Consider the following 20,045-nt stretch of genomic DNA (forward strand, 5'->3'; position numbering starts at 1 on the left):
CCCGGTCGAGGAGCATGACGGTGAGCGAGAGGGCCTGATGTGGTCCACCGGGTGACTCCGTGCGGGGTCATCCGCAAGGTCGGAGGCCGACAGTGGATCGAGCAGTGCGCGTCGCATCGGACTCGGTGCGCGAGCGTGTCTCGACCTACAGCGATCCGGCCTCGGGATATTCGTTCGTCGCCGCCGTGCCCGCCGCGGCGCCGGACCTGTGGAACGAATATCTTGCCCGGGCGTTGGGGGCCTACCGCCGATTCGGGGTCGAGTCCGCACTGGATTACGAGACGGTGCGAAGCGGCGACAGCACGGCGATGTTCTGCGCGGGGGTGGATCGACGGGGAGTCGTGGTGGGAGGGGTACGAGCCCAGGGGCCGTTCCGCCGCGCGGACGAGTCCCATGCCTTGACCGAGTGGAACGCTCCGGAGCACGTCGAGCGGCTCCGTCGCATGATCGAGAGCCGGATCCCCTTCGGTCTGATCGAGGCGAAGGCCGCATGGGTGTCCGAGGACGTGCCCCAGCGCCGGGAACTCACTCTTGCGATCGCCCGGATGGGCGCCAAGTTCATGGACCTCCTCCAGTCCCGCTACATGATGGCCACCGCCGCCGACAACCTCCTCGATCTGTGGCGGACCTGCGGGGGAGCGGTCGACGAGAGCATGCCGCCCACCCCGTATCCGGACGCCCGCTACCGGACCCGGCTCATGTGGTGGGACCGCCTGCGTGCAGATCCACTCGGCGACGAACTCCGACGAGAAGTGGACGGGTTTCCCGTCGGCGGGGAGCCCGCGTGAGGTCCGACGGCGAGGCCGGATGGACGCCGTCGGTGTTCGCGGAGGACCGGCCGGAGGACATGGAGGGGCTCGACCGCCTGCGCTCCGAACCCGGACTTGTCGTCGTCGATCGTCTCTCCGATCAGGTGCGGGGACTGCGCGAAGTGCTCCCGCCGGCCGGGAGTGACGTGCTCGACGAGCCGGCCCGGTGGGTCCACTACCCGTGGCGCCGGACCGTGGTCCGTGTGCTCGGACCGCACTCGTTCCGGCGGTTGCGGCTGGACCGCAATCGGAACAAGGTGACCTCCGCCGAACAGGACCGGCTGCGCGGAACGACTGTGGGAATCGTCGGCCTGAGCGTCGGCTTCTCGGTCGCACAGGCGCTGGTGCTCGACGGGGTGTGCGGGGAACTGCGGCTCGCCGACTTCGACCCGATCGAGCTGTCGAATCTCAACCGGGTGCCGGCCTCCCTCGTGGACCTGGGCACGAACAAGGCGGTCGTGGCCGCGCGACGACTCTCGGAGCTGGATCCGTACCTGCCCCTGTCGGTGTGGCCCGACGGGATCGGACCGGAGACGGTCGGCGAGTTCCTGGACGGCCTCGACATCGTCGTGGACGAGTGCGACTCGCTGGACGTGAAGGTCGCACTGCGTGCGGAGGCGGCCCGACGGGCCGTGCCGGTGGTGATGGAAACGAGTGACCGGGGATTGATCGACGTCGAACGCTACGATCTGCTGCCGGGACGGCCGTTCCACGGACTGCTCGGCGAGATCGAGCCGGATCGCCTCGCCGCCCTGTCGGGCCGGGAGAAGATCCCGTACGCGCTGCGCCTGCTCGGACCGGAGCGGATCTCGACCCGGATGGCCGCGTCCCTGCTGGAGGTGGAGCAGACGCTGGCCACCTGGCCTCAGCTCGGCAGCGAGGTGATGCTCGGCGGCGCGACGGTCGCCGCGGTGGTGCGACGGCTCGGCCTCGGCCAACCCCTGAATGCGGGACGAGGCCGCGTGGACGTCGAAGCCTGTCTCGACGCCCTGGCACTCCCCGCGGATCCCGGACGCCGGGCCGGCACAGACGTACCTCCGCCCGCGGAATCGGATGATCCGATCGACCGGGTGCTGCACGCCGCAAGCCGGGCCCCCTCGGGAGGCAACAGCCAGCCGTGGTCCATCACGGCCGACGGCGAGCGGCTCGAGGTCGCCGCCGCCGACGACTTCACGCCGACCGCGATCGACATCCACGCCCGAGGCAGCTACGTGGCGCTGGGCGCAGCCCTGCAGAACGCGCGCATCGCCGCGGCGGCGCACCGGATACTCGGTGCGGTCCGGGTGCTCGAGCGGGACGCCGCCGAGCCGCCGCGCGAAGTGCTCGCGACGATGCAGTTCTCGGACGGAACCGATTCGGTCCTGGCCGCCCAGTACGAGCCCATGCTCTCGCGCGGCACCAATCGGCGACCCGGCGACGGATCGCCGCTTTCCGAGGCCGAGACGGCTGCCCTGTACGAGGCGGCCGAGCAGGAGGGCGGCCGGATCCGGGTCGTCACCGGCGCCGATCGCCTCGCCGAGACCGCGGAGTTGCTCGCAGAATCCGACAGGATCCGCTACCTGACGCCCGTTCTGCGCCGGGAGATGCTCGCGGAACTGCGGTGGCCGCACTCCGAGGACACCGCCAGCGGCATCGACGTCGGAACACTCGGGATGGACGACGCGGAACGCACGATGCTCGACCTGGCGGTGCGAAACGATGTCCTCGACCAACTCGGAGAGTGGGACCTGGGGCACGGGCTGGGTCGGCTGACCGGAATGCGGGTGCGCAGCAGTTCGGCTCTCGTGGCGGTTTTCGCGCCGGGGCCACAGCCCGCCGACTACGTCCGGGCGGGGATGACCGCCGAGAGCGTGTGGATCCGCGCCCACGGCATGGGTCTTGCAGTCCAGCCGGCCTCCCCGGTGTTCCTCTACGCCGAGGACGACACCGACCTCGTCCGACTCTCCGAGGTCCGATTCGGCGCGCTCGGAAAGCTGCAGTCGGCGCTCGACGACGCGTTCGACAGACCGACCGGCCTGCGTTTCGCCCTCCTGCTCCGGGTGGCGCGGGCGCGGCCGGAACGGGTTCGCAGCGCGCGCCGCTCGGATAGGGTTCGAAGACATCCCTGATGCGGTCCCGTGTGCGTCGAATGTGCTGTTCCCAAGGGGTTTGAGATGGTGGAGAAGAGCTTCGAGAACATTGTCACCCGTGTCGCTTCCCGCCTCATGCCGGCGGACGCCGTGTCTCATCACTCGGTGATCGAGCAAGTGCTCCAGGACCTCGTCGAGCACTTCGAGGTCGACAACTGCTTTCTTCGTTACAACGACCACGAGATCCACGCGACCGTGCTCGTCGCCGAGTGGCCCCCGCGGGAATTCGTGCCGGACCCGGATCCTCTGGGGGTGGTGCACTTCCGCGACGCCGACCCGATCTTCGCCATGACGGAGACCATGAAGGAACCAGCGGTCAGTCGTCCCGGACAGTCAGGGGCCGAATACGCGAACCGCGTGCGCCTGGGTTCGGGAGTGCCCGAGGTCTCGGTCGCGGCGGTGCCGCTGATCTCCGGAAACGTCACCACCGGCACCCTGGGCTTCATCAAGGCCGGTGATCGCGACTGGAGTGAGAACGAGATCAACACCTTGATGATGATCGCGGCCCTATTGGCGCAGGTGCAGGCCCGTGTCCGCGCCGAACAGGACCTGCGCGACGCGGCCTATCACGACGACCTCACCGGTCTCGCGAGCCGGCGCGCCCTCCTCGAACACCTCGAGGAACGGCTGAAGCGGGGGCAGCCGGGACCGGTCGCCGTCCTGTTTCTCGATCTGGACCGCCTCAAGCCGCTCAACGATTTTCTCGGTCACGCCGCCGTCGACGTGTTCCTGTGCCGCACCGCGCAGCGGTTGTCGCGCGTGTGCGATCCGAAGGACATGGTGGCCCGCCTCGGCGGTGACGAGTTCGTCGTCGTGCTCGACGGTGCCGTATCGCTCGAGGCGGCCCGGGAACGTGCCGAGGCACTGCGGTGGGCGGTCGGGATGTCGGTGCAGCTGGGCAGCCAGGTCGTGGGCCGCGGCGGCAGCCTCGGCGTCGCCGTCGGTGAGCCCGGACGGATCACCCCGGTGGCGCTGCTCGGGCGTGTCGACGAGGCGATGCTGATGGCCAAGAGCAAGGGCGGCAACAGCGTCGTCGCATACACCGAGGACATGCGGGGCGCGAGCGAGCGCCGCAACCTCATCGAACTGAGCCTGCGGACGTCGATCGACGACGAGCATCTCACCCTGGACTATCAACCCGAGTTCGACCTGCGTGACGGCAGCATTCTCGGGGTCGAGGCCCTGGTGCGGTGGAATCACCCGGTGCTGGGCAAGCTGCAGCCGGCCGAATTCATCGAGGTGGCCGAGTCGACGAATCTGGCGGGCGAACTCGGGCGCTGGGTGCTGCGGACGGCGTGCGAACAGTTGGCCGAGTGGCGGCGGCGTATCCCGGGCCTGAACCTGACGATGAGTGTGAACGTCTCGCCCGTGCAGCTGGTGAGCCTCGACTTCGTGGAGACGGTGGAGAGCGCTCTGGAGGAGTTCGGCCTCGGCAGCTCGTGCCTGTGTCTGGAGATCACCGAGTACGTGGTCGTCAGCGATCTCGAACGTTCGCGTAAGACACTGCGCCGGCTCGAGCGCCTCGGAGTGTGCTGCGCGATCGACGACTTCGGCACCGGCTACAGCTCGCTCGCGCACCTGAAGTCCCTTCCGGTCCACACCCTCAAGATCGACAAGGCGTTCGTGCTGAATCTGCAGCGCAGCGAGAGCGACCGCGTCATCGTCGAGTCGATCATGGGGCTGGCCTCCGCGTTCGGGCTGGACGTGGTGGCCGAAGGGCTCGAGTCCGTCGCGGCGGCGACGAAGCTGCTCGAACTCGGATGCCACCGGGCGCAGGGCTTCCTGCTGAGCCGTCCGAAGTCGGCGGAGGCGGTCGAGCAACTGCTGCACCGGCAGCGGATCGAGCTCCCGTGGCAGACGCCGGTGGGGGACCGGGCCTGAACCGGCCCGTCGTCCCTCACGCTTCGAAGAGCGCCTGCCCCCAGTACTCGCCCGGCGCCGGCCCGGCCGGGCACGCGAACACCGCCGACCCGACATGCTGGATGTACTCGTTGAGTGCGTCCCGTCGCGCCAGTTCGCGCTGCATCGGCACGAACTGCTCGAGCGGGTTGCGGCAGAACGCGATGAAGAACAGGCCCGCGTCCAGGTGGCCGAGGCCGTCGGAGCCGTCGGTGAAGTTGTATCCCCGGCGCAGGATCTTCAGCCCGCCGAGGTGCTGGGCCGACGCGAGCCGCACGTGCGCGTCGACGGGGACGAACGGCCCGTCCGGCCCCTTGGACTCGAGATCGAGTTCGTCGAATTCGCCGGTCTTCCCGAGCGGAGCGCCCTCGCGCTTGGTGCGGCCGATCACCTGTTCCTGCTCTTGCAGCACCGCCCGGTCCCACTGCTCGATGAGCATCCGGATCCGTCGCGCCACCAGGTAGGTGCCGCCGGCGAGCCAGGCCTGGTCGTCGCCGGCGTCCACCCAGACCGATTCGGCGAGCGCCGCGGGATCCTCGGCCTTGAGATTGTTCGTTCCGTCCTTGAACCCGAACAGGTTCCGCGGTGTCTGCTGCGACGTGGAAGTGGACGAGGTGCGCCCGAAGCCGAGCTGCGACCAGCGCACCGACGCGGTGCCGAACGCGACCCGGGCCAGATTGCGGACGGCGTGCACCGCCACCTGTGGATCGTTGGCGCATGCCTGGATCGCGATGTCACCGCCGCTGCGCGCGGGATCGAGGTTGTCCGCCGGGAAGTGCGGAAGATCTTGCAGCGCAGCAGGTCTGCGCTCGGACAGTCCGAACCGGTCGAAGAACGACGGCCCGAACCCGATGGTCAGGGTCAGCTGCGAGGCGTCGAGGTCCAGGGCCTCGCCGGTGTCGGTGGGCGGATGGTAGGGGCCGTCTCCGGTGGCGCCGTCCTCGGTGGCCTCGCGACCGGCAGTCATCCGCTCGGCCATCTCGGTCCACGTCCTCAGCAGCGCGATCACCTCGTCCCGGTCGTCGGTGGTGACGTCGAAGGCGACGAAGTGCATGCGGTCCTGGGCCGGCGTGACGATCCCGGCCTGATGCGCACCCCGGAACGGGACGGTGCCGGCGGTGCCGGCGTCCGTACCGGGGGCGGTGACCCGGCCGACCACCGCGCCCGCCCCGGCGAGCGCGGCTCCGGCACCGACGGCACCGAACAGGCGCCGGCGGGAGATGCCCGCGCGGGACGCGGGCGCGGAGGTCGGCGTCTCGCTCATGCGCCCGCTGCCCCCGCGACGACGCCCTGCACCTTGCTCACCTCGGCCGACAGTGCGTCGAGCAGGCGGGACAGCTCCTGGCGCTGCGGCTCGGTCACGGTGTCGTAGGAGACGAAGCCGTCGCCCTGCCGGTACTGCGCGAGCGCGGCGTCCAGATCGGCGAAGCGGGCGTCGATGGCCTGCGCCAGCTGCGGGTCGTTCGCGTCGAGAATCGGGCGCAGGGCCGCGACCGCGGCCTGGGAGCCGTCCACGTTGCCCTGGAAGTCCCACAGGTCGGTGTGCGAGAAGATGTCCTCCTCGCCGGTGATCTTCGAGGTCGAGACCTCGTCGAGCAGACCCTGCGCGTTGCCGGCGATCCTGGTCGGATCGACCGTGTAGTCGTCGGCGTTCACCAGCTCGGCCAGCTCCCGGACGTCGGCGGCGAGTTGATCGGCGATCGCAGCCGTGTCGGGCTGGGCGCCCTGCACCCACAGGTCCTTCTCGAGCCGGTGGAAGCCGGTCCACGCCTGACCGGGCTCGAGGTCGGCCTCGCGCAGGTCGATCCGGGGGTCGAGGTCGCCGAAGCTCTCCGCCTCGGGTTCGATTCGCTCGAAGTAGGTGCGGCTGATCGGGAACAGCCGCTTGGCCTCGTCGACGTTGCCCGCCTTCACGGCGGCGACGAACTCGCCGGTCGCGGAGACGAGTGCCTCGGTCTGGCTGCGGATGTACCGGCGGTAACCGTCCCCGGCCTCGGCGAGTTTGCCGTCGGCGTCGGCGGCGGCTCGGGAGTCCCCCGTGACCACGAATTCCTGTCGGATGCCGTCGCCGACCATCCCGGGGCGGCAGGACAGTTCGTAGGTACCGGCCTCGGGCAGGTTCACCATCAGCTGCCGGGTGAGGCCGGGGCCGATGTTCTCGATCTCGCCCATCACCCGGTCGCCGGCGGCGAACACGTAGAACTCGGTGACCTTGGTTCCGTCGTTGGTGATGCTGAAGGTGGCGAGCCCGGTCGCGGCCTCCGACGCCGCCACCTCGCACGCGTCGTCGGTGGCGGTGACGGCGATCGTGTCGTCGCCTGCGGTCGACTTCTCGGTGCAGCCCGCCAGAGCGAGCGGCAGGGCCGCTGCCGCCGCGAGGGCGTACGTGGATCGGCGCATGTGATCGGTGCCTTTCGAACAGGAGGGGGAGTCAGGCGGCGACGGCGGGTTCGGCCGTGCGCGCCGGTGCGACGGGACGCGGGTACAGGACGACGGCGAGACAGCTCACCCAGGCGACGACGTGCAGGACGGTGGGATCCGGGCGGAGGTCCGCGACGAGCGAGGCGAGGATCGCGGCGACTTCGGCGGCGGGCCCGGTGCGAGTGGTGGTGCCGAGGCGAGGAAGGCGACCAGGATCAGCACGACGATGCCCGCTTCGAGGCGCTGGCGGAGACCGATGAGACCGGACCCCCTCGGCTGGGTGGCGGTCGACGGCCCCCCGGACCTCGCGGCGAGCACGGACATCGATACGACTCCATTAGTTAGGTGAGGCGAACCTTTATTAGGTGACGCAAGCCAAAAACATACACCCGGCCGGAATATCGGCAACAGGGACCTTGGTCCCTTTACCTGCGCTTTGCCGGAGATATGGATGATGGGAACCATGCCCCCTGCCGCCTCGCCGCGACGCTCCCCGTGGCCGCGCGTCCTGTTCGGCGCCGTCGCCGCGGTGATCCTCGTGGTCGTCGGTGTTGCGGTCTGGAGCCCACGCGAGCCGCGCATCCCGATTCCCAACGGCGTCCCACCCGCACCCGGCACCGCCGTCCCGGCGATCGACGTCGACGCCCCCGGCCGCACCGCCGATCAGTTGCGGGACTGGGCCGCGCCGCAGGCCGAGGCACTCGGCATACCCCGCACCGCGCTCGAGGCCTACGGTCATGCCGCCGCCGTCCTCGCCGCCGCACGCCCCGACTGCGGTCTCGCCTGGACGACCCTCGCCGGCATCGGAAGCGTCGAGAGCCGGCACGGCCGGTACAACGGCGCCGCCATCGCCCCCGACGGCCGCGTCGACCCGCCGATCCGCGGCGTGCCCCTCGACGGCGGGCCCGGACTGGCCGAGATCCGCGACACCGACGGGGGCCGCCTCGACGGTGATCCGGTTCTCGACCGGGCCGTCGGGCCCATGCAGTTCATTCCCGAGACCTGGTCCCGTTGGGGCGTGGACGCGAACGGCGACGGCGTCGCCGATCCCGACAACATCGACGACGCGGCCCTGTCCGCCGGGCGCTACCTGTGCGACCGCGGAGGCGACCTCACCACCGCCGAGGGGTGGACGCGCGCCCTCATGGCCTACAACCTTTCCGGTGAGTACCTCGCCCTGGTGCGCGACCGCGCCGCCGCGTACGGGGTGGGCCGTCAGCCCTGACGCGACTGTCCGATCCGTCCGCCTCGCCACCGGCAACCCGCCGGTGGCCGCCACCGCGGGGCGCGCCGTGCTTCGGGCGCAGGTCGGGGCGGTTAGGCTGTCCCCAGCGTGCAGACCCCGCAGCGTGAAGTCCATCGAAGGAGAATCAGCCAGTGGCCATCATTGAGCAGGTAGGAGCCCGCGAGATCCTCGATTCGCGTGGTAACCCCACGGTCGAGGTCGAGGTGCTGCTCGACGACGGAAGTTTCGCCCGCGCTGCGGTGCCCTCCGGTGCTTCCACCGGTGAGCACGAGGCCGTCGAGCTGCGCGACGGCGGCGAGCGCTACCTGGGCAAGGGCGTCGAGCAGGCCGTCGAGGGCGTCCTCGGCGAGATCGCGCCGGCGATCATCGGCCTCGATGCGACCGAACAGCGCACCGTCGACCAGGCCCTCCTCGACACCGACGGCACCCCCGACAAGGGCCGGCTCGGAGCCAACGCGCTCCTCGGTGCCTCCCTCGCCGTCGCCAAGGCCGCGGCCGAGTCCTCCGGCCTCGAGCTGTTCCGCTACCTCGGCGGCCCGAACGCCCACATCCTGCCCGTGCCGATGATGAACATCCTCAACGGCGGCGCCCACGCCGACACCGGTGTCGACGTGCAGGAGTTCATGGTCGCCCCGATCGGCGCCCCCACCTTCAAGGAGTCCCTGCGCTGGGGCGCCGAGGTGTACCACGCCCTCAAGTCCGTGCTCAAGAGCCGCGGCCTGGCCACCGGCCTCGGTGACGAGGGTGGATTCGCGCCCGACGTCGCCGGCACCAAGGAGGCCCTCGACCTCATCAGCGAGGCCGTCGCCAAGACCGGCCTGAAGCTCGGAACGGATGTCGCGCTGGCGCTCGACGTCGCCGCCACCGAGTTCTACACCGCGGGCACCGGCTACAAGTTCGAGGGCAAGGACCGCACCGCGGACGAGCTCGCCGACTTCTACGACGAGCTGCTCTCCGCCTACCCGCTCGTGTCCATCGAGGATCCGCTGAGCGAGGACGACTGGGACGGCTGGGTCGCGCTGACCGACAAGATCGGCAACAAGGTGCAGCTGGTCGGCGACGACCTGTTCGTCACCAACCCCGAGCGTCTCGAGGAAGGCATCGTCAAGGGCGCCGCCAACGCGCTGCTCGTGAAGGTGAACCAGATCGGCACCCTCACCGAAACCCTCGACGCGGTCGATCTCGCGCACCGCAACGGGTACAAGTCGATGATGAGCCACCGCTCCGGCGAAACCGAGGACACCACCATCGCGGACCTCGCCGTCGCCGTGGGCAGCGGCCAGATCAAGACCGGTGCCCCGGCCCGCTCCGAGCGCGTCGCCAAGTACAACCAGCTGCTGCGCATCGAGGAGTCGCTCGGCGACGCCGCCCGGTACGCCGGCGAACTGGCGTTCCCGCGCTTCAGCATCGAGGGCTGAGCGCACCCGCATGAGCCAGCGCGGTAGGTCCCGGCCCGGCGCCCGGCGCACCCGCACCGAGGGTGCGCCGGGCGCTCGGCGGCCCAGCCGGGCCCGCCCGGCCGGACCGACCGCCTCGACGGAACCACCCGCCGACGCCGCAGGCGCCCGCGCCGGAGGCACCGGGGGCCGGGCCCGGCCCACCCGGGTCGGGACGCCGCGCGAATCCCGGGCCGCCCGCCCCGAGCGCACCTTCTTCGGCCTGTCCACCGGCCGTGCCGTCGTCCTCGCCCTCGTGGTGTGCGGCCTCGCCCTGACCCTCGCGGTTCCGCTGCGCACGTACGTCAGCCAGCGCTCCGAGGCCGAGCGGGTCGCCGCGGAACGGGCGCAGCTCGAGCAGGAGATCGCGGCGCTGCGCGAACAGAAGGCGCAGATCGAGGACCCGGCGTGGATCCGCGCCCAGGCCCGCGAACGGCTGCGGTTCGTCATGCCCGGCGAGACTCCCTACCAGGTGCAACTGCCCGGCGACTACCAGGAACCGGTCGCCGAACAGGCCGAGGAGCTGCCCTCCACCGGCGCCTGGTACAGCGACCTGTGGCAGTCGGTGTCCGTACCCGCGCCAGAACCCGAACCCGCCCCGGTGCCGCGGCAGATGCCGGTGGCGCCCCCAGAACCAGGAGAACCGACCGGGTGACCGATCCCGTCGCACAGGAAGACCTCGACGCCGTCGCCGCCCAGCTCGGGCGGGCTCCGCGTGGCGTTCTCGCGATCGCCTACCGCTGCCCGGACGGCGCCCCCGGCGTGGTGAAGACCGCGCCCAAGCTGCCGGACGGCACGCCGTTCCCGACGCTGTTCTACCTCACCGATCCGCGGCTCACCGCCGAGGCCAGCCGGCAGGAATCCGGTGGGGTCATGAAGGAGATGACCGATCGGATCGCCGCGGACCCGGCGATCGCGGCCGCGTACCGCCGTGCCCACGAGTCCTACCTCGCCGAACGCGACGCGATCGAATCGCTCGGCACCGACTTCAGCGGCGGCGGCATGCCCGACCGCGTCAAATGCCTGCACGTACTCATCGCGCACTCCCTCGCCAAGGGACCGGGCGTGAACCCGTTCGGTGACGAGGCCGTCGCCCTTGCCGCCGACGCCGGCCTACGCGGCACCGCGATCCCCGTCGACTGGCCCACCTACGCCGAACTGCGAGGGCAGAGCGAGTGACCGCGGGTACCCGCCGCGTCGCGGCGATCGACTGCGGCACCAACTCCATCCGTCTGCTCATCGCCGATCTCGACGACGACGGCCGGCTCACGGACGTCACCCGGTTGATGCGGGTCGTGCGGCTCGGGCAGGGCGTCGATGCGACCGGCCGCCTCGCTCCCGAGGCGATCGAACGCACCCGCGTCGCCCTCGTCGAATACGCCGGGCTCGTCCGCGAGACCGGGGCGCAGGCGGTGCGGATGGTGGCCACGTCCGCCACCCGCGACGCCGCCAACCGGGACGACTTCTTCGCCATGACCCGCGAGGTCCTCGGCGCGGTGATCACCGGTGCCGAGGCCGAAGTCATCTCCGGCGACGAGGAAGCGCGGCTGTCCTTCACCGGTGCCGTCGGCGAACTCGATCCGTCACGAGGGCCGTTCGTCGTCGTCGACCTCGGCGGCGGATCCACCGAGGTGGTGCTCGGCGACGCGGACGGCGTGCATGCCGCCTACTCCACGGACATCGGATGCGTGCGCCTGACCGAGCGGTGCCTGCACGACGATCCGCCCACGGCCGAGCAGGTCGCGGCGGCCCGCACGTTCGCGGGGGAGAAGATCACCGAGGCGCTCGCCCACGTGCCGGTGGAGCAGGCCCGCACCTGGGTCGGCGTCGCCGGCACCATGACCACGATCGCGGCGCTCGCGAACGAGCTCGAGGAGTACGACCCCGAGCGGGTGCACCTGTCCACCGTCGGCTTCGACCGGTTGCGCCAGGTGTGCGACGGCCTGCTCGCCGCCACGCACGACGAACGCGCTGCGCTCGGCCCGATGCACCCCGGACGGGTCGACGTCATCGGCGGCGGAGCCGTCGTCACGACGGTGCTGGCCGACGAACTCGCTCGTCGCGCGGGCATCGGCGAGCTGGTCGTGAGCGAGCACGACATCCTCGACGGAATCGCCCTGTCGATCGCGTAGGCAGCCGCGGCACCTCAGCCGACAGCCGCTCCGCGCCCAGCCGTGCGCGGCGACGATCGTCGCCGCGGATGACTGGGCGCGACGCGGCTGCGGGCGCCGATGCGCCACGCTTTACTCTCTTTCTGCGCCCCCATAGCCCAATTGGCAGAGGCAGCGGACTTAAAATCCGCCGAGTGTCGGTTCGAGTCCGACTGGGGGCACCACAGAACGGCTGTCCGGGAGCGACTCGACCAGCGCGTCCGCCGCGGCTTCCGGCCCGCCACCCGCGGGGCCGAGGGCGGGGGCCGTGACGGGCATCACTGGCAGCCGCGACTTCCGTCCCTACAATGCCCTGTGTGCTTACCGAACCAAACGATCGCCTGGGAGCGTCCGTCCGCAGGGGTGCAGTGCGGCTCGGCATCGTGTGTGGGTCGCTGGCCCTCGCAACCGGACTCTCCCCTTTTGCCTCCGCGGATCCGGGTACCGCAGACGAACAGGTCCGCGCCTCCGCGCCCGAATTCGCTCCGATTCCGGGGACGGCCGGCTCCCCGCTCGTGGCCACCGCCGACGACGAAGGGGGCATCCGCCGCGCGCCGGCTCCGCTGGTGGTGCGTGCGGCCGACGACTTCGATCGTCCGGACGGCCCGCTCGGCCCGAACTGGATCACCCGAGGGGGCGGCACCCTGAGGATCACGAACGGTCATCTCGACGGCCGGGGAACTCCGTCGACTCCGCTGAGTCTCGCGTTCTGGAGTGAGCCGATGCCGAGCGAGACGCAGGTGATGCGGTGTGTGGTCCGCTGGAACGGTCACGACCCGGAGCACTCGTCGATCGGTCCGGTGGTGCGCGCCAATCCCGGTGTCGACACCGGTGTGCAGTTCGCCTTCACCGAGAGCATGATGGCGTTGTACTACGAAGATTCTTCCAGCCCGAACGGATTCGCCCCCGCCGCGGGGACGCCGCAGTACGCGTCCACGTCGAAGTTTCCCGAAGGCGCGGTCGTCGAGCTGCGTGCCGACGGGAATCGGTACACGGCCCGGGTCAACGGCAGGATCGTGCTGCAGGGCACCGTGGAGGCCGACGAGATCCCGTTCACGAATCGGTACGTCGGCACGGTCATCCAGGACGACAGCCGGGAGCGGGGTGGTGGACAGCCACCTGCTCAGCTCGACGATTGCCGGGCGCTGACTCCCTGACATCGCGCCCCCGTCGAGCGATGACCCTGCCCGGACGGTGATCGGTTCACGACATCGCGCCGACCGCTCACCGGACGTCCGGTCCACTCGTCTCGCCCAGCGCAGGATCCGCGATGACGATACGTTCGGAGAATGTCGAACGAAACCGAAAGTGCCGTTCTGTCCCTGGGTACCCCGGTCACGATGAGCATCGTCCGGGCCTTCCTCGCGGGCGCTCCGGAAGACGCCACGCTGGAACTCGATTCCTCCGATCCCGGAGAGCCGAAGCTCGTGCTGACCTGGGCGCAGCGTCAGGAGGGGTGATCCACGGCCGGGGCGGTCCCGACCGGCCGTGGTCAGGGCCGCTCCCGCTTCTCCCGTTTCTCCCAGTCGTGCCCGACCTGTTCCTCCAGCGTCCATTCCGGGGTTCCCGACCGCGGGTGGGTGTGCGCCCATGCGAGGGCTTCGTCCTCGGTCTCGAACGACTGCTGGTCGATGACGGCACCGTCTCGGTCGACTATCCGAAAGTGCTTCACACTCCGGATCGTTCCAGGCGAGCACACCCTCCGGGTCGCATTCGGCCGAATACGGCGCCCGGAAGGCCGGGGGAGGAGCAACACGCCGGCAGCCGTCGTTGCCGCCGGTGAGTCTTCCCTGGCAACGTCAGCGCAGCGTCCCGCCCGAGGTCAGGAGCAACAGCACTGTCGCCGAGACGACCACCGCGGCGACGACTGCGACGATCGCCACCATGCCGCGCGGGGACTCGGGGTCACCGAAGAGCGGTTCTTCCCTGTCCCACTTCCACCGGCGGCGCACACCTACAGGAAACCGGATGCCCGGTATGTCTGCAAGATGTAGTCGCGCCGCTGGTCACCGGAAGCGACGTCTCCGCAGTGTCTGCACCGCGGTGGCCGTGGCGGCGCCGGCCACGACCCACGGTGCGCCGACGATGATCGGATCCATCCACTCGTGTGCGACGTCGACTCGCTTGCGCCCGGCTCGGGATCTCATCCCGTGGTGTGTGAACTCGCTCCGGATCCCCGTCTCGGTGATCGGATTGTCCGGACGTCCCGTGGCGAAGGAGCGAAGGTGGGACTCGGCGGCGTCGACCCGATCCGCACCGAGGAGGATGAGCCGGTGCGCGGCGCGGCCCTCGCTGAACCGGCGGTAGGCATACTTGCGCAGGACCCCCGACAATCCCCGGGGCGGGCAGGAGGTGCCGAAGACCGGGGGGAGGAACGCATGCTCGATCGAGCGTTCGCGGGGCCATCGCTCTTCCTGGCGTTCCGGGAAATCCCAGTGGGCACCGCTCGCACCCGGATCGAACCGTTCCTTCGGCACGGCCGGCCGATCCTTCGGGTCGAGGTCCACGCCCCACCCCGGGATGGTCGCGCGCAGTTCGTCGCTCGACTTCCTGCGTCCGGGCTTGTCCGCTGTGTAGGGCATGGTCGCCGGTTCCTCCTCAGTTGCCGCTCGGCACGACGACCGGCTTGATGCAGTCGTCCAACTTGGCCGAGAAGATGTGATAGGCCTCCGCGATGTGTTCGAGTGGGATCCTGTGCGTGACAATCTCTTTGGGATCGAGGTAGCCGTTTCGGATGTGCTCGAACAGGCGTGGCCACTGCCGCTTGACCGGGCACTGGTTCATCCGCAGGGTCAGTCCCTTGTTCATGGCGTCACCGAACTTCACGGCGCTGAACATCGGGCCGTACGCGCCCATCACCGAGATCGTCCCGCCCTTGCGAACCGAGTCGATCGCCCAGTTCAGGGCGACCGGAGAGCCGCCCTGCAGTTTGAACTTGGCTGCGGTGACGTGCTGCAGGAGATTGCCGTCGGCCTCGGCGCCGACCGCGTCGATGGCCACGTCGGCGCCGAGGTGGTCGGTGACCTTCTTCATGTGCACGACGATGTCGTCGTACTCGGCGAAGTTGTACGTCTCGGCGTGCGCGAACGTACGCGCCTTCTCGAGCCGGTAGTCGAGGTGATCGATCACGATCACACGTCCGGCACCTCCACGCGTACCTTGTACGGTCCGCGGTACACCATCGCTCGCATCCGCGCCTCCTCGGGTTGCCTACGACAGATACCCGGTGGCGCAGCGTCGAAACGGGCACCGTGGGCCGAGGGTGTCGAATCCGCCTTCTGGGAGTCCTCGAGTGCCGGGCAGGCTATCCCCTCGTCGCCTCGACCACTCGCTCGGCCACCGCACGCGACGACGCCGGGTTCTGCCCGGTGTAGAGGCGGCGGTCGACGACCACGTGCGATTCCCACGCCGGTCCCGCGTCGAATCGGGCACCGCTCTCGCGGAGGCGGTCCTCGAGCAGCCACGGCGCCTTCTCGGCGAGCCCGGCCTGCGTCTCCTCCTCGTTGGTGAAGCCGGTCATCCGGTACCCGTCGAAGAGCCAGCCGCCGTCGGCGCCCCGTGCGGGCAACAGCGCTGCGGGAGCGTGGCATACGACGGAGACGAGCTTGCCGGCGGCCACGAACTCCGCGAGCAGCCTGCCGAACGGTTCGGACGCGGCGAGGTCCTCCATCGGACCGTGTCCGCCCGGGACGAAGACGAGGTCGTAGTCCTCGGCGCGCACGTCCTCGAGCACGGCGGGCGAATCGAGGACCGGCTTCAGCTCCGTGAGGGCCCGCCGCAGCTCGTCGCTGCGGTCTTCGCCGCCGGTGGCGTCGGGCGCGAGGCTGGCCTCGTCCACGGCCGGGCTGCGGCCGCCCGGCGTGGCGAACGTGAGACGGAAGCCGGCATCGGTGAACACCCGGTACGGCTCGATCAGTTCCTCGGCCCAGAATCCCGTCGGGTGGCGCGTCCCGTCGGCGAGCGTCCAGTGATCGGCTCCGGTCACGACGAACAGCACCTCGGTCATGTGATCAATCCTTCCGGTCGGGAGCGGGCCGTGGGGCGACCCGCAGGGTGCGTTCCCGTTCCCGGCCGGTTCCAATCACTGCGGGCGGCGCCCGTCCTGTTCGTCACTGCGGGCGGCGCCCGTCCCGTTCGTCACCGCGGGCGGCGCCCGGAATGACGAACGCCCCGGCACGGAGCCGGGGCGTTCGCGTGGCCGGGTCTTCCCCTCCGGCCGAGGTCCACCCTACGCCACCGGGTGGCGGTCCGGCCGCACGGGTCGTCCGGTGCGGGCGCGGTGCCGGGATCGTCTGGCGGGCATGCCATCCCGCGGTCCGGAACGATACGGCTGGCGTTCAGGCGCGCGCGGAGAAGATGGTGGTGTAGTCGTACGGACCGCTCGGCGGCTGCGAGGTCGCGACGGGCTCGGTGCTGCCCTCGTCGCCGGGAGTGGTGGGCTCGACGAAGAGCGGCGTCTGGAACTCGGTTTCGTTGTGCATGATGTCCTTTCGGGCCGGCGAACCGTGTCGGGCAGCGTAGCTGTGGTACCCCGACGCTGCCGCCGCTACACCCGCACCCGGTATGCGGGTACGGCAGTTCCGGGGCAGGGCTCGGTGGGTGGTGCTCGACCGAAATCACGCTGTACTCGCCCGATCGGAAGCGATCGACCGAGACGTGTCGTCGATGCCCTCACCCTACACGCCGTCGGATGGCCGATGCGTTACGCGCACGGAACCTGTGCGTGACGTGTCGCGGGGTGCGGTGCGGACGAGGTGGGGCAAAGCCTTGTTCGTCCGGTTCGGTCGCGTCTACGGTGAGTGCAGACCGCGTGTACGACACTCCGAATCGGAGGCCGCTATGAAGGCCGGCAAGATCGTCATGTTCGTGGTTGGTGTCCTGCTCTCGATGCTCGGACTGGCGTTGCTCGCCGCCGCGGGGGTGCTCGGCTGGGGGTACTTCGTCCAGCGTGACGACGGCTGGTTCACCGGTCCCACCGAGCGCTACCGCACCGACTCGAGCGCGCTCGTCTCCGAACGCATCGACCTGGTCTTCGACGACACGCCCACCGGTTTCGGCGCCGAGGACTTCGGCCGGCTCAGGTTGCGTGCGGCATCGGAGGATCCCGGACGCCCGGTGTTCGTCGGTATCGGCCCGCAGCGGGAGGTCGACGCCTTCCTGTCCGGAGTCGCACACGCCGAACTCACCGACGTCCGGTTCGAGCCGTTCCGCGCCGAGTACCGCGAGATCCCCGGCGACGATCCCGCCCGGGTGCCCGGTGACGAGGACTTCTGGGCCGCCTCGGCTGCCGGACCTGGAACGCAGGAATTGCGCTGGGACTTCCAGGAAGGGGTGTGGTCGATCGTCGTGATGAACGCCGACGCCACCCCGGGCGTCGCTGTGGACCTGCAGGCGGGTGCCCAGTTCCCGTTCCTGGGACCGCTCGCGCTGTGGCTGCTCGTCGGCGGGCTCGTCCTGCTGGTGATCGGGGTGCCGCTGCTCGTCCTCGGCGCGGTGGGACTCGGCCGGCACGGCCCGCCCTCGGCGCACGCGCCGCCGCCGGCCGCCGTCGCCCCGGGCACCTACCCGGTGATGCTGCGCGGCGACCCGGACGCGCCGTCGCGCGGGCTGTGGCTCGTGAAGTGGCTCTTGGCGATCCCGCACTACATCGTGCTCTTCTTCCTCGCGATCGCACATTTCGTCACGACGATCGTCGCGGGCTTCGCGATCCTGTTCACCGGCCGCTATCCGCGGGCGCTGTTCGACTTCAACGTCGGCGTGATGCGGTGGTGGTGGCGCGTCGGGTTCTACACGTACGCGGCCCTGGGCACCGACCGGTATCCGCCCTTCACGCTGCACCGCACGGACTATCCCGCCGACTTCGACGTCCCCTACCCGGAACGTCTCTCCCGGGGACTGGTGCTGGTCAAGTGGTGGCTGCTCGCCATCCCGCACTACCTGGTCCTCGGCGTGCTCGTCGGGGGCGGGGCCACCGCGACCTCCGACAACTGGGACGACGCCGTCTGGATCTACTCGTGGTCCCTGCTCGGCATTCTCGTGCTCGTCGCGGCGATCGCCCTGCTGTTCACCGCTCGCTACCCGAGCGGGTTGTTCGATCTCGTCGTGGGCATCAACCGCTGGCGCTTCCGGGTGTGGGCCTACGCGGCGCTGCTGCGCGACGAGTACCCGCCGTTCCGGCTCGACCAGGGCCCCCGGGAACTGCACGAATACGCGCCGGCGGCCGGTCCGCGCGACGACCTCTCGCCCGGACCCGGTCGAACACAGATCCCGCTGTCGAAGGAGCAGTACGGCGACGCGACCTCCGGGGAGCAGGCCCGGCCCGGAGAGGGACGCTGACGGCCCCGGACACGAGCCGTGGCCCCGTCGACGGGGTCGACGGGGCCACGCGCGTGCGTGCCGCGGCTACTTCTTGAACGAGTCCTTGACCTTGCCGGCGGCATCGGAAATCTTGTCGCCCGCCTGCTTCAGACCGCTCGACGCCTGGTCGCCGCGGCCCTCGGCCTCGAGGTCGCGGTCACCGGTCGCGCGTCCGGCGCCCTCCTTGGCCTGACCGGTGACGTCCTCCGCCTTGTGCTTGGCCTTGTCGATGAAATCAGCCACTTCATCCTCCTTCGTCCGTGGTCTCTTCCGGAACCGGATACCCCGCCCCCGGCCGCGCCAATCCTGCGCGGCGCGGGTTTGGGCGCCGGACTGCCGGGGAAAGCACCCGGCATGGCTACATACCGAGTGATCGACCCCAAGGGCGAAGTGGTGGCGACCAAGGACATCGAGAGCGCGGACGACGCGCACGCCTGGTTCGTGGACTCCAAGGCCGACAACAGCGAGCTGGGCTGGCGGATGGAGGTCAGGGTCGAGGGCGACGACGACTGGCGGTTCTTCGACGACTCCGAAGGCACCACGTAGCCCGAGCGGGCACGTGCCGTACCCGGGCGTGCGTCACAACCAGTTGCGTTGCTTGAACACGATGTAGAGGGTTCCCGCGGACGCGGCGATGACGGCGGTGCTCGACAGCACCCCGCTCCACTGCCCGAAGCCGGGGTACGGCACGTTCTGCCCGTACCAGCCCGTCACCGCGGTGGGCACGGCGATGATCGCGGCCCACCCCGTGAGCTTCTTCATCACGGTGTTCAGACGCGCGTCCTGCAGCGACAGGTTGGTTTCGAAGACGGTGGTGATCATGTCGCGCAGGGATTCGGTCCATTCCGTCGCGCGGATGACGTGGTCGTACAGGTCGCTGTACCAGCCGTCGAGTTCGACGGAGTTGCCCCGCTCGGCCCGGTGCCGCATCACCGCGGCGACCACCTCACGCATCGGCAGGACGACACGGCGCAACTGGACGAGTTCCTTGCGTACCCGGTAGGTGTGACGCTGGAGCGCGCGAATGTGCGCGCGCTCGTCGAACAACCGGTCCTCCAGTTCCTCGATCGCGTCGTCGAGCCCCTGAATGGTCTCGAACTGGCCGTCGACGACGACGTCGAGCAGCCCGTGCAGCAGCGCGGCGGTGCCGTGCCGGAGCAGATCGGCGTTGTCGTCCCACCGCCGCACCACCTCGTCGACGTCCAGGCCGGTGCCCCGGTGCACCGTGACCAGGCCGCGGGGGACCACGAACACCGAGACCCGCGTGGTCCTGAGCCGGGACCCGAGCGTGTCGGCCGGCTCACTCCCGTCCGCCAGCGACGTGGCGTAGACGGTGAGGAAGGTGTGAGTGGAGTAACGGGTGACCTTCGTGCGTTCCCCGTGCGCCACCACGTCCTCGACGGCGTGCGGATCGAACGCCAGCTCCTCCGCGATGTCGGTCAGTTCGCGGTGCGTCGGATCGTGCAGGTCCACCCACACCAGGGCGGTCTCGTCCTGGAGGTACTCGGAGACGTCCGCCAGCGGGTAGTTCTCGGCGACGAGCCGTCCGTCGCGCCAGAGCCTGGTGCGGATGTGGTCGGGGACGGCAGCGGTCACGC

At 70.2% G+C, this 20,045-nt stretch carries 21 protein-coding genes, 1 tRNA gene and 2 pseudogenes; 13 read left to right on the forward strand and 11 right to left on the reverse strand.

Annotated elements, in window-relative coordinates; all coding sequences use genetic code 11:
- Window positions 1–104: 104 nt before the first annotated feature.
- The 3 genes from ACWPQI_RS06325 to ACWPQI_RS06335 are packed head-to-tail and all read left to right on the forward strand — an operon-like array spanning window position 105 to window position 4,819.
- Entirely contained in the window at window positions 105–788 is a 684-nt protein-coding gene (locus tag ACWPQI_RS06325) for a hypothetical protein (protein ID WP_474738696.1), read from the forward strand.
- Complete coding sequence (locus ACWPQI_RS06330) at window positions 785–2,917, forward strand: Rv1355c family protein (RefSeq protein ID WP_010592916.1); 2,133 nt, start codon at window positions 785–787, stop codon at window positions 2,915–2,917. The genes ACWPQI_RS06325 and ACWPQI_RS06330 overlap by 4 nt, the downstream gene beginning before the upstream one ends.
- A gap of 45 nt (window positions 2,918–2,962) precedes the next feature.
- Complete coding sequence (locus tag ACWPQI_RS06335; RefSeq protein WP_010592915.1) at window positions 2,963–4,819, forward strand: putative bifunctional diguanylate cyclase/phosphodiesterase; 1,857 nt, start codon at window positions 2,963–2,965, stop codon at window positions 4,817–4,819.
- A 16-nt stretch (window positions 4,820–4,835) separates the two neighbouring features.
- Here the strand turns inward: ACWPQI_RS06335 and efeB are convergent, their stop codons facing one another.
- From efeB to ACWPQI_RS06350, 3 genes and pseudogenes are all read right to left on the reverse strand, one after another.
- Window positions 4,836–6,101, reverse strand: a complete 1,266-nt coding sequence (gene efeB / locus ACWPQI_RS06340) for an iron uptake transporter deferrochelatase/peroxidase subunit (RefSeq protein WP_342660683.1) — start codon at window positions 6,099–6,101, stop codon at window positions 4,836–4,838.
- Window positions 6,098–7,237: an iron uptake system protein EfeO gene (gene efeO / locus ACWPQI_RS06345; protein ID WP_474738697.1), complete on the reverse strand. Its 1,140-nt coding sequence runs from the start codon at window positions 7,235–7,237 to the stop codon at window positions 6,098–6,100. The genes efeB and efeO overlap by 4 nt, the downstream gene beginning before the upstream one ends.
- Before the next feature lie 210 nt (window positions 7,238–7,447).
- Window positions 7,448–7,582: pseudogene (locus ACWPQI_RS06350) on the reverse strand (iron transporter); the annotation flags it as partial.
- 139 nt (window positions 7,583–7,721) lie between these two features.
- Here ACWPQI_RS06350 and ACWPQI_RS06355 point away from each other — a divergent pair.
- The 8 genes from ACWPQI_RS06355 (at window position 7,722) to ACWPQI_RS06390 (ending at window position 13,550) form a co-directional block, all read left to right on the forward strand.
- A complete protein-coding gene (locus ACWPQI_RS06355) occupies window positions 7,722–8,483 on the forward strand; it encodes a lytic transglycosylase domain-containing protein (protein ID WP_474738698.1) in 762 nt (253 codons plus the stop codon).
- Between the two features lie 152 nt (window positions 8,484–8,635).
- Window positions 8,636–9,922 (forward strand): phosphopyruvate hydratase, encoded by a 1,287-nt coding sequence (gene eno, locus ACWPQI_RS06360; protein WP_017679539.1) that lies wholly within the window; start codon window positions 8,636–8,638, stop codon window positions 9,920–9,922.
- Between the two features lie 10 nt (window positions 9,923–9,932).
- A complete protein-coding gene (locus tag ACWPQI_RS06365; protein WP_010592909.1) occupies window positions 9,933–10,595 on the forward strand; it encodes an FtsB family cell division protein in 663 nt (220 codons plus the stop codon).
- Window positions 10,592–11,119 (forward strand): DUF501 domain-containing protein, encoded by a 528-nt coding sequence (locus ACWPQI_RS06370; RefSeq protein ID WP_102030878.1) that lies wholly within the window; start codon window positions 10,592–10,594, stop codon window positions 11,117–11,119. Before ACWPQI_RS06365 ends, ACWPQI_RS06370 begins: the two co-directional genes overlap by 4 nt.
- The gene (locus ACWPQI_RS06375) at window positions 11,116–12,072 is read left to right on the forward strand and encodes a Ppx/GppA phosphatase family protein (RefSeq protein ID WP_102030877.1); all 957 of its coding nucleotides are present in this window, start codon (window positions 11,116–11,118) and stop codon (window positions 12,070–12,072) included. The genes ACWPQI_RS06370 and ACWPQI_RS06375 overlap by 4 nt, the downstream gene beginning before the upstream one ends.
- Window positions 12,073–12,198: 126 nt before the next feature.
- Window positions 12,199–12,275, forward strand: a tRNA-Leu gene (locus ACWPQI_RS06380).
- Window positions 12,276–12,407: 132 nt separating this feature from the next.
- Complete coding sequence (locus tag ACWPQI_RS06385) at window positions 12,408–13,247, forward strand: hypothetical protein (RefSeq protein ID WP_238424125.1); 840 nt, start codon at window positions 12,408–12,410, stop codon at window positions 13,245–13,247.
- 132 nt (window positions 13,248–13,379) lie between these two features.
- On the forward strand, window positions 13,380–13,550 hold the full coding sequence (locus ACWPQI_RS06390; protein WP_017680293.1) for a hypothetical protein: 171 nt from the start codon (window positions 13,380–13,382) through the stop codon (window positions 13,548–13,550).
- 32 nt (window positions 13,551–13,582) lie between these two features.
- Here ACWPQI_RS06390 and ACWPQI_RS06395 read toward each other — a convergent pair whose 3' ends face one another.
- From ACWPQI_RS06395 to ACWPQI_RS06420, 6 genes and pseudogenes are all read right to left on the reverse strand, one after another.
- Window positions 13,583–13,762: a hypothetical protein gene (locus ACWPQI_RS06395; protein ID WP_017680292.1), complete on the reverse strand. Its 180-nt coding sequence runs from the start codon at window positions 13,760–13,762 to the stop codon at window positions 13,583–13,585.
- Between the two features lie 127 nt (window positions 13,763–13,889).
- Entirely contained in the window at window positions 13,890–14,042 is a 153-nt protein-coding gene (locus tag ACWPQI_RS06400; protein ID WP_172603545.1) for a hypothetical protein, read from the reverse strand.
- A 54-nt stretch (window positions 14,043–14,096) separates the two neighbouring features.
- Entirely contained in the window at window positions 14,097–14,672 is a 576-nt protein-coding gene (locus ACWPQI_RS06405; RefSeq protein ID WP_017680291.1) for a hypothetical protein, read from the reverse strand.
- A gap of 16 nt (window positions 14,673–14,688) precedes the next feature.
- Window positions 14,689–15,237, reverse strand: a pseudogene (locus tag ACWPQI_RS06410) (zinc-binding dehydrogenase); the annotation flags it as partial.
- Between the two features lie 157 nt (window positions 15,238–15,394).
- The gene (locus ACWPQI_RS06415; protein ID WP_010592903.1) at window positions 15,395–16,096 is read right to left on the reverse strand and encodes a type 1 glutamine amidotransferase domain-containing protein; all 702 of its coding nucleotides are present in this window, start codon (window positions 16,094–16,096) and stop codon (window positions 15,395–15,397) included.
- 331 nt (window positions 16,097–16,427) lie between these two features.
- Complete coding sequence (locus tag ACWPQI_RS06420) at window positions 16,428–16,571, reverse strand: hypothetical protein (RefSeq protein ID WP_017680289.1); 144 nt, start codon at window positions 16,569–16,571, stop codon at window positions 16,428–16,430.
- Window positions 16,572–16,929: 358 nt separating this feature from the next.
- On the opposite strand from ACWPQI_RS06420, the gene ACWPQI_RS06425 reads away from it, so the two are divergent.
- The gene (locus ACWPQI_RS06425) at window positions 16,930–18,426 is read left to right on the forward strand and encodes a DUF4389 domain-containing protein (RefSeq protein WP_040274540.1); all 1,497 of its coding nucleotides are present in this window, start codon (window positions 16,930–16,932) and stop codon (window positions 18,424–18,426) included.
- 66 nt (window positions 18,427–18,492) lie between these two features.
- Here ACWPQI_RS06425 and ACWPQI_RS06430 read toward each other — a convergent pair whose 3' ends face one another.
- Complete coding sequence (locus tag ACWPQI_RS06430; RefSeq protein WP_003935098.1) at window positions 18,493–18,690, reverse strand: CsbD family protein; 198 nt, start codon at window positions 18,688–18,690, stop codon at window positions 18,493–18,495.
- A gap of 111 nt (window positions 18,691–18,801) precedes the next feature.
- On the opposite strand from ACWPQI_RS06430, the gene ACWPQI_RS06435 reads away from it, so the two are divergent.
- Window positions 18,802–18,993 (forward strand): hypothetical protein, encoded by a 192-nt coding sequence (locus tag ACWPQI_RS06435; protein ID WP_010592900.1) that lies wholly within the window; start codon window positions 18,802–18,804, stop codon window positions 18,991–18,993.
- Window positions 18,994–19,026: 33 nt separating this feature from the next.
- On the opposite strand, the gene ACWPQI_RS06440 is transcribed toward ACWPQI_RS06435, so the two are convergent.
- The gene (locus tag ACWPQI_RS06440) at window positions 19,027–20,043 is read right to left on the reverse strand and encodes a magnesium transporter CorA family protein (protein ID WP_010592899.1); all 1,017 of its coding nucleotides are present in this window, start codon (window positions 20,041–20,043) and stop codon (window positions 19,027–19,029) included.
- Window positions 20,044–20,045: the final 2 nt, after the last annotated feature.

It is taken from the genome of Rhodococcus sp. LMD (assembly GCF_056108245.1).

What these genes read in the sequence shown, in the direction of transcription:
- ACWPQI_RS06420 (WP_017680289.1), bottom strand. Translation starts at nt 16,571, where the DNA reads ATGCACAACGAAACCGAGTTCCAGACGCCGCTCTTCGTCGAGCCCACC.
- ACWPQI_RS06355 (WP_474738698.1), top strand. Translation starts at nt 7,722, where the DNA reads ATGCCCCCTGCCGCCTCGCCGCGACGCTCCCCGTGGCCGCGCGTCCTG.
- ACWPQI_RS06390 (WP_017680293.1), top strand. Translation starts at nt 13,380, where the DNA reads ATGTCGAACGAAACCGAAAGTGCCGTTCTGTCCCTGGGTACCCCGGTC.
- efeB (WP_342660683.1), bottom strand. Translation starts at nt 6,101, where the DNA reads ATGAGCGAGACGCCGACCTCCGCGCCCGCGTCCCGCGCGGGCATCTCC.
- ACWPQI_RS06405 (WP_017680291.1), bottom strand. Translation starts at nt 14,672, where the DNA reads ATGCCCTACACAGCGGACAAGCCCGGACGCAGGAAGTCGAGCGACGAA.
- ACWPQI_RS06435 (WP_010592900.1), top strand. Translation starts at nt 18,802, where the DNA reads ATGGCTACATACCGAGTGATCGACCCCAAGGGCGAAGTGGTGGCGACC.
- ACWPQI_RS06425 (WP_040274540.1), top strand. Translation starts at nt 16,930, where the DNA reads ATGAAGGCCGGCAAGATCGTCATGTTCGTGGTTGGTGTCCTGCTCTCG.
- ACWPQI_RS06365 (WP_010592909.1), top strand. Translation starts at nt 9,933, where the DNA reads ATGAGCCAGCGCGGTAGGTCCCGGCCCGGCGCCCGGCGCACCCGCACC.
- ACWPQI_RS06335 (WP_010592915.1), top strand. Translation starts at nt 2,963, where the DNA reads ATGGTGGAGAAGAGCTTCGAGAACATTGTCACCCGTGTCGCTTCCCGC.
- ACWPQI_RS06415 (WP_010592903.1), bottom strand. Translation starts at nt 16,096, where the DNA reads ATGACCGAGGTGCTGTTCGTCGTGACCGGAGCCGATCACTGGACGCTC.
- efeO (WP_474738697.1), bottom strand. Translation starts at nt 7,237, where the DNA reads ATGCGCCGATCCACGTACGCCCTCGCGGCGGCAGCGGCCCTGCCGCTC.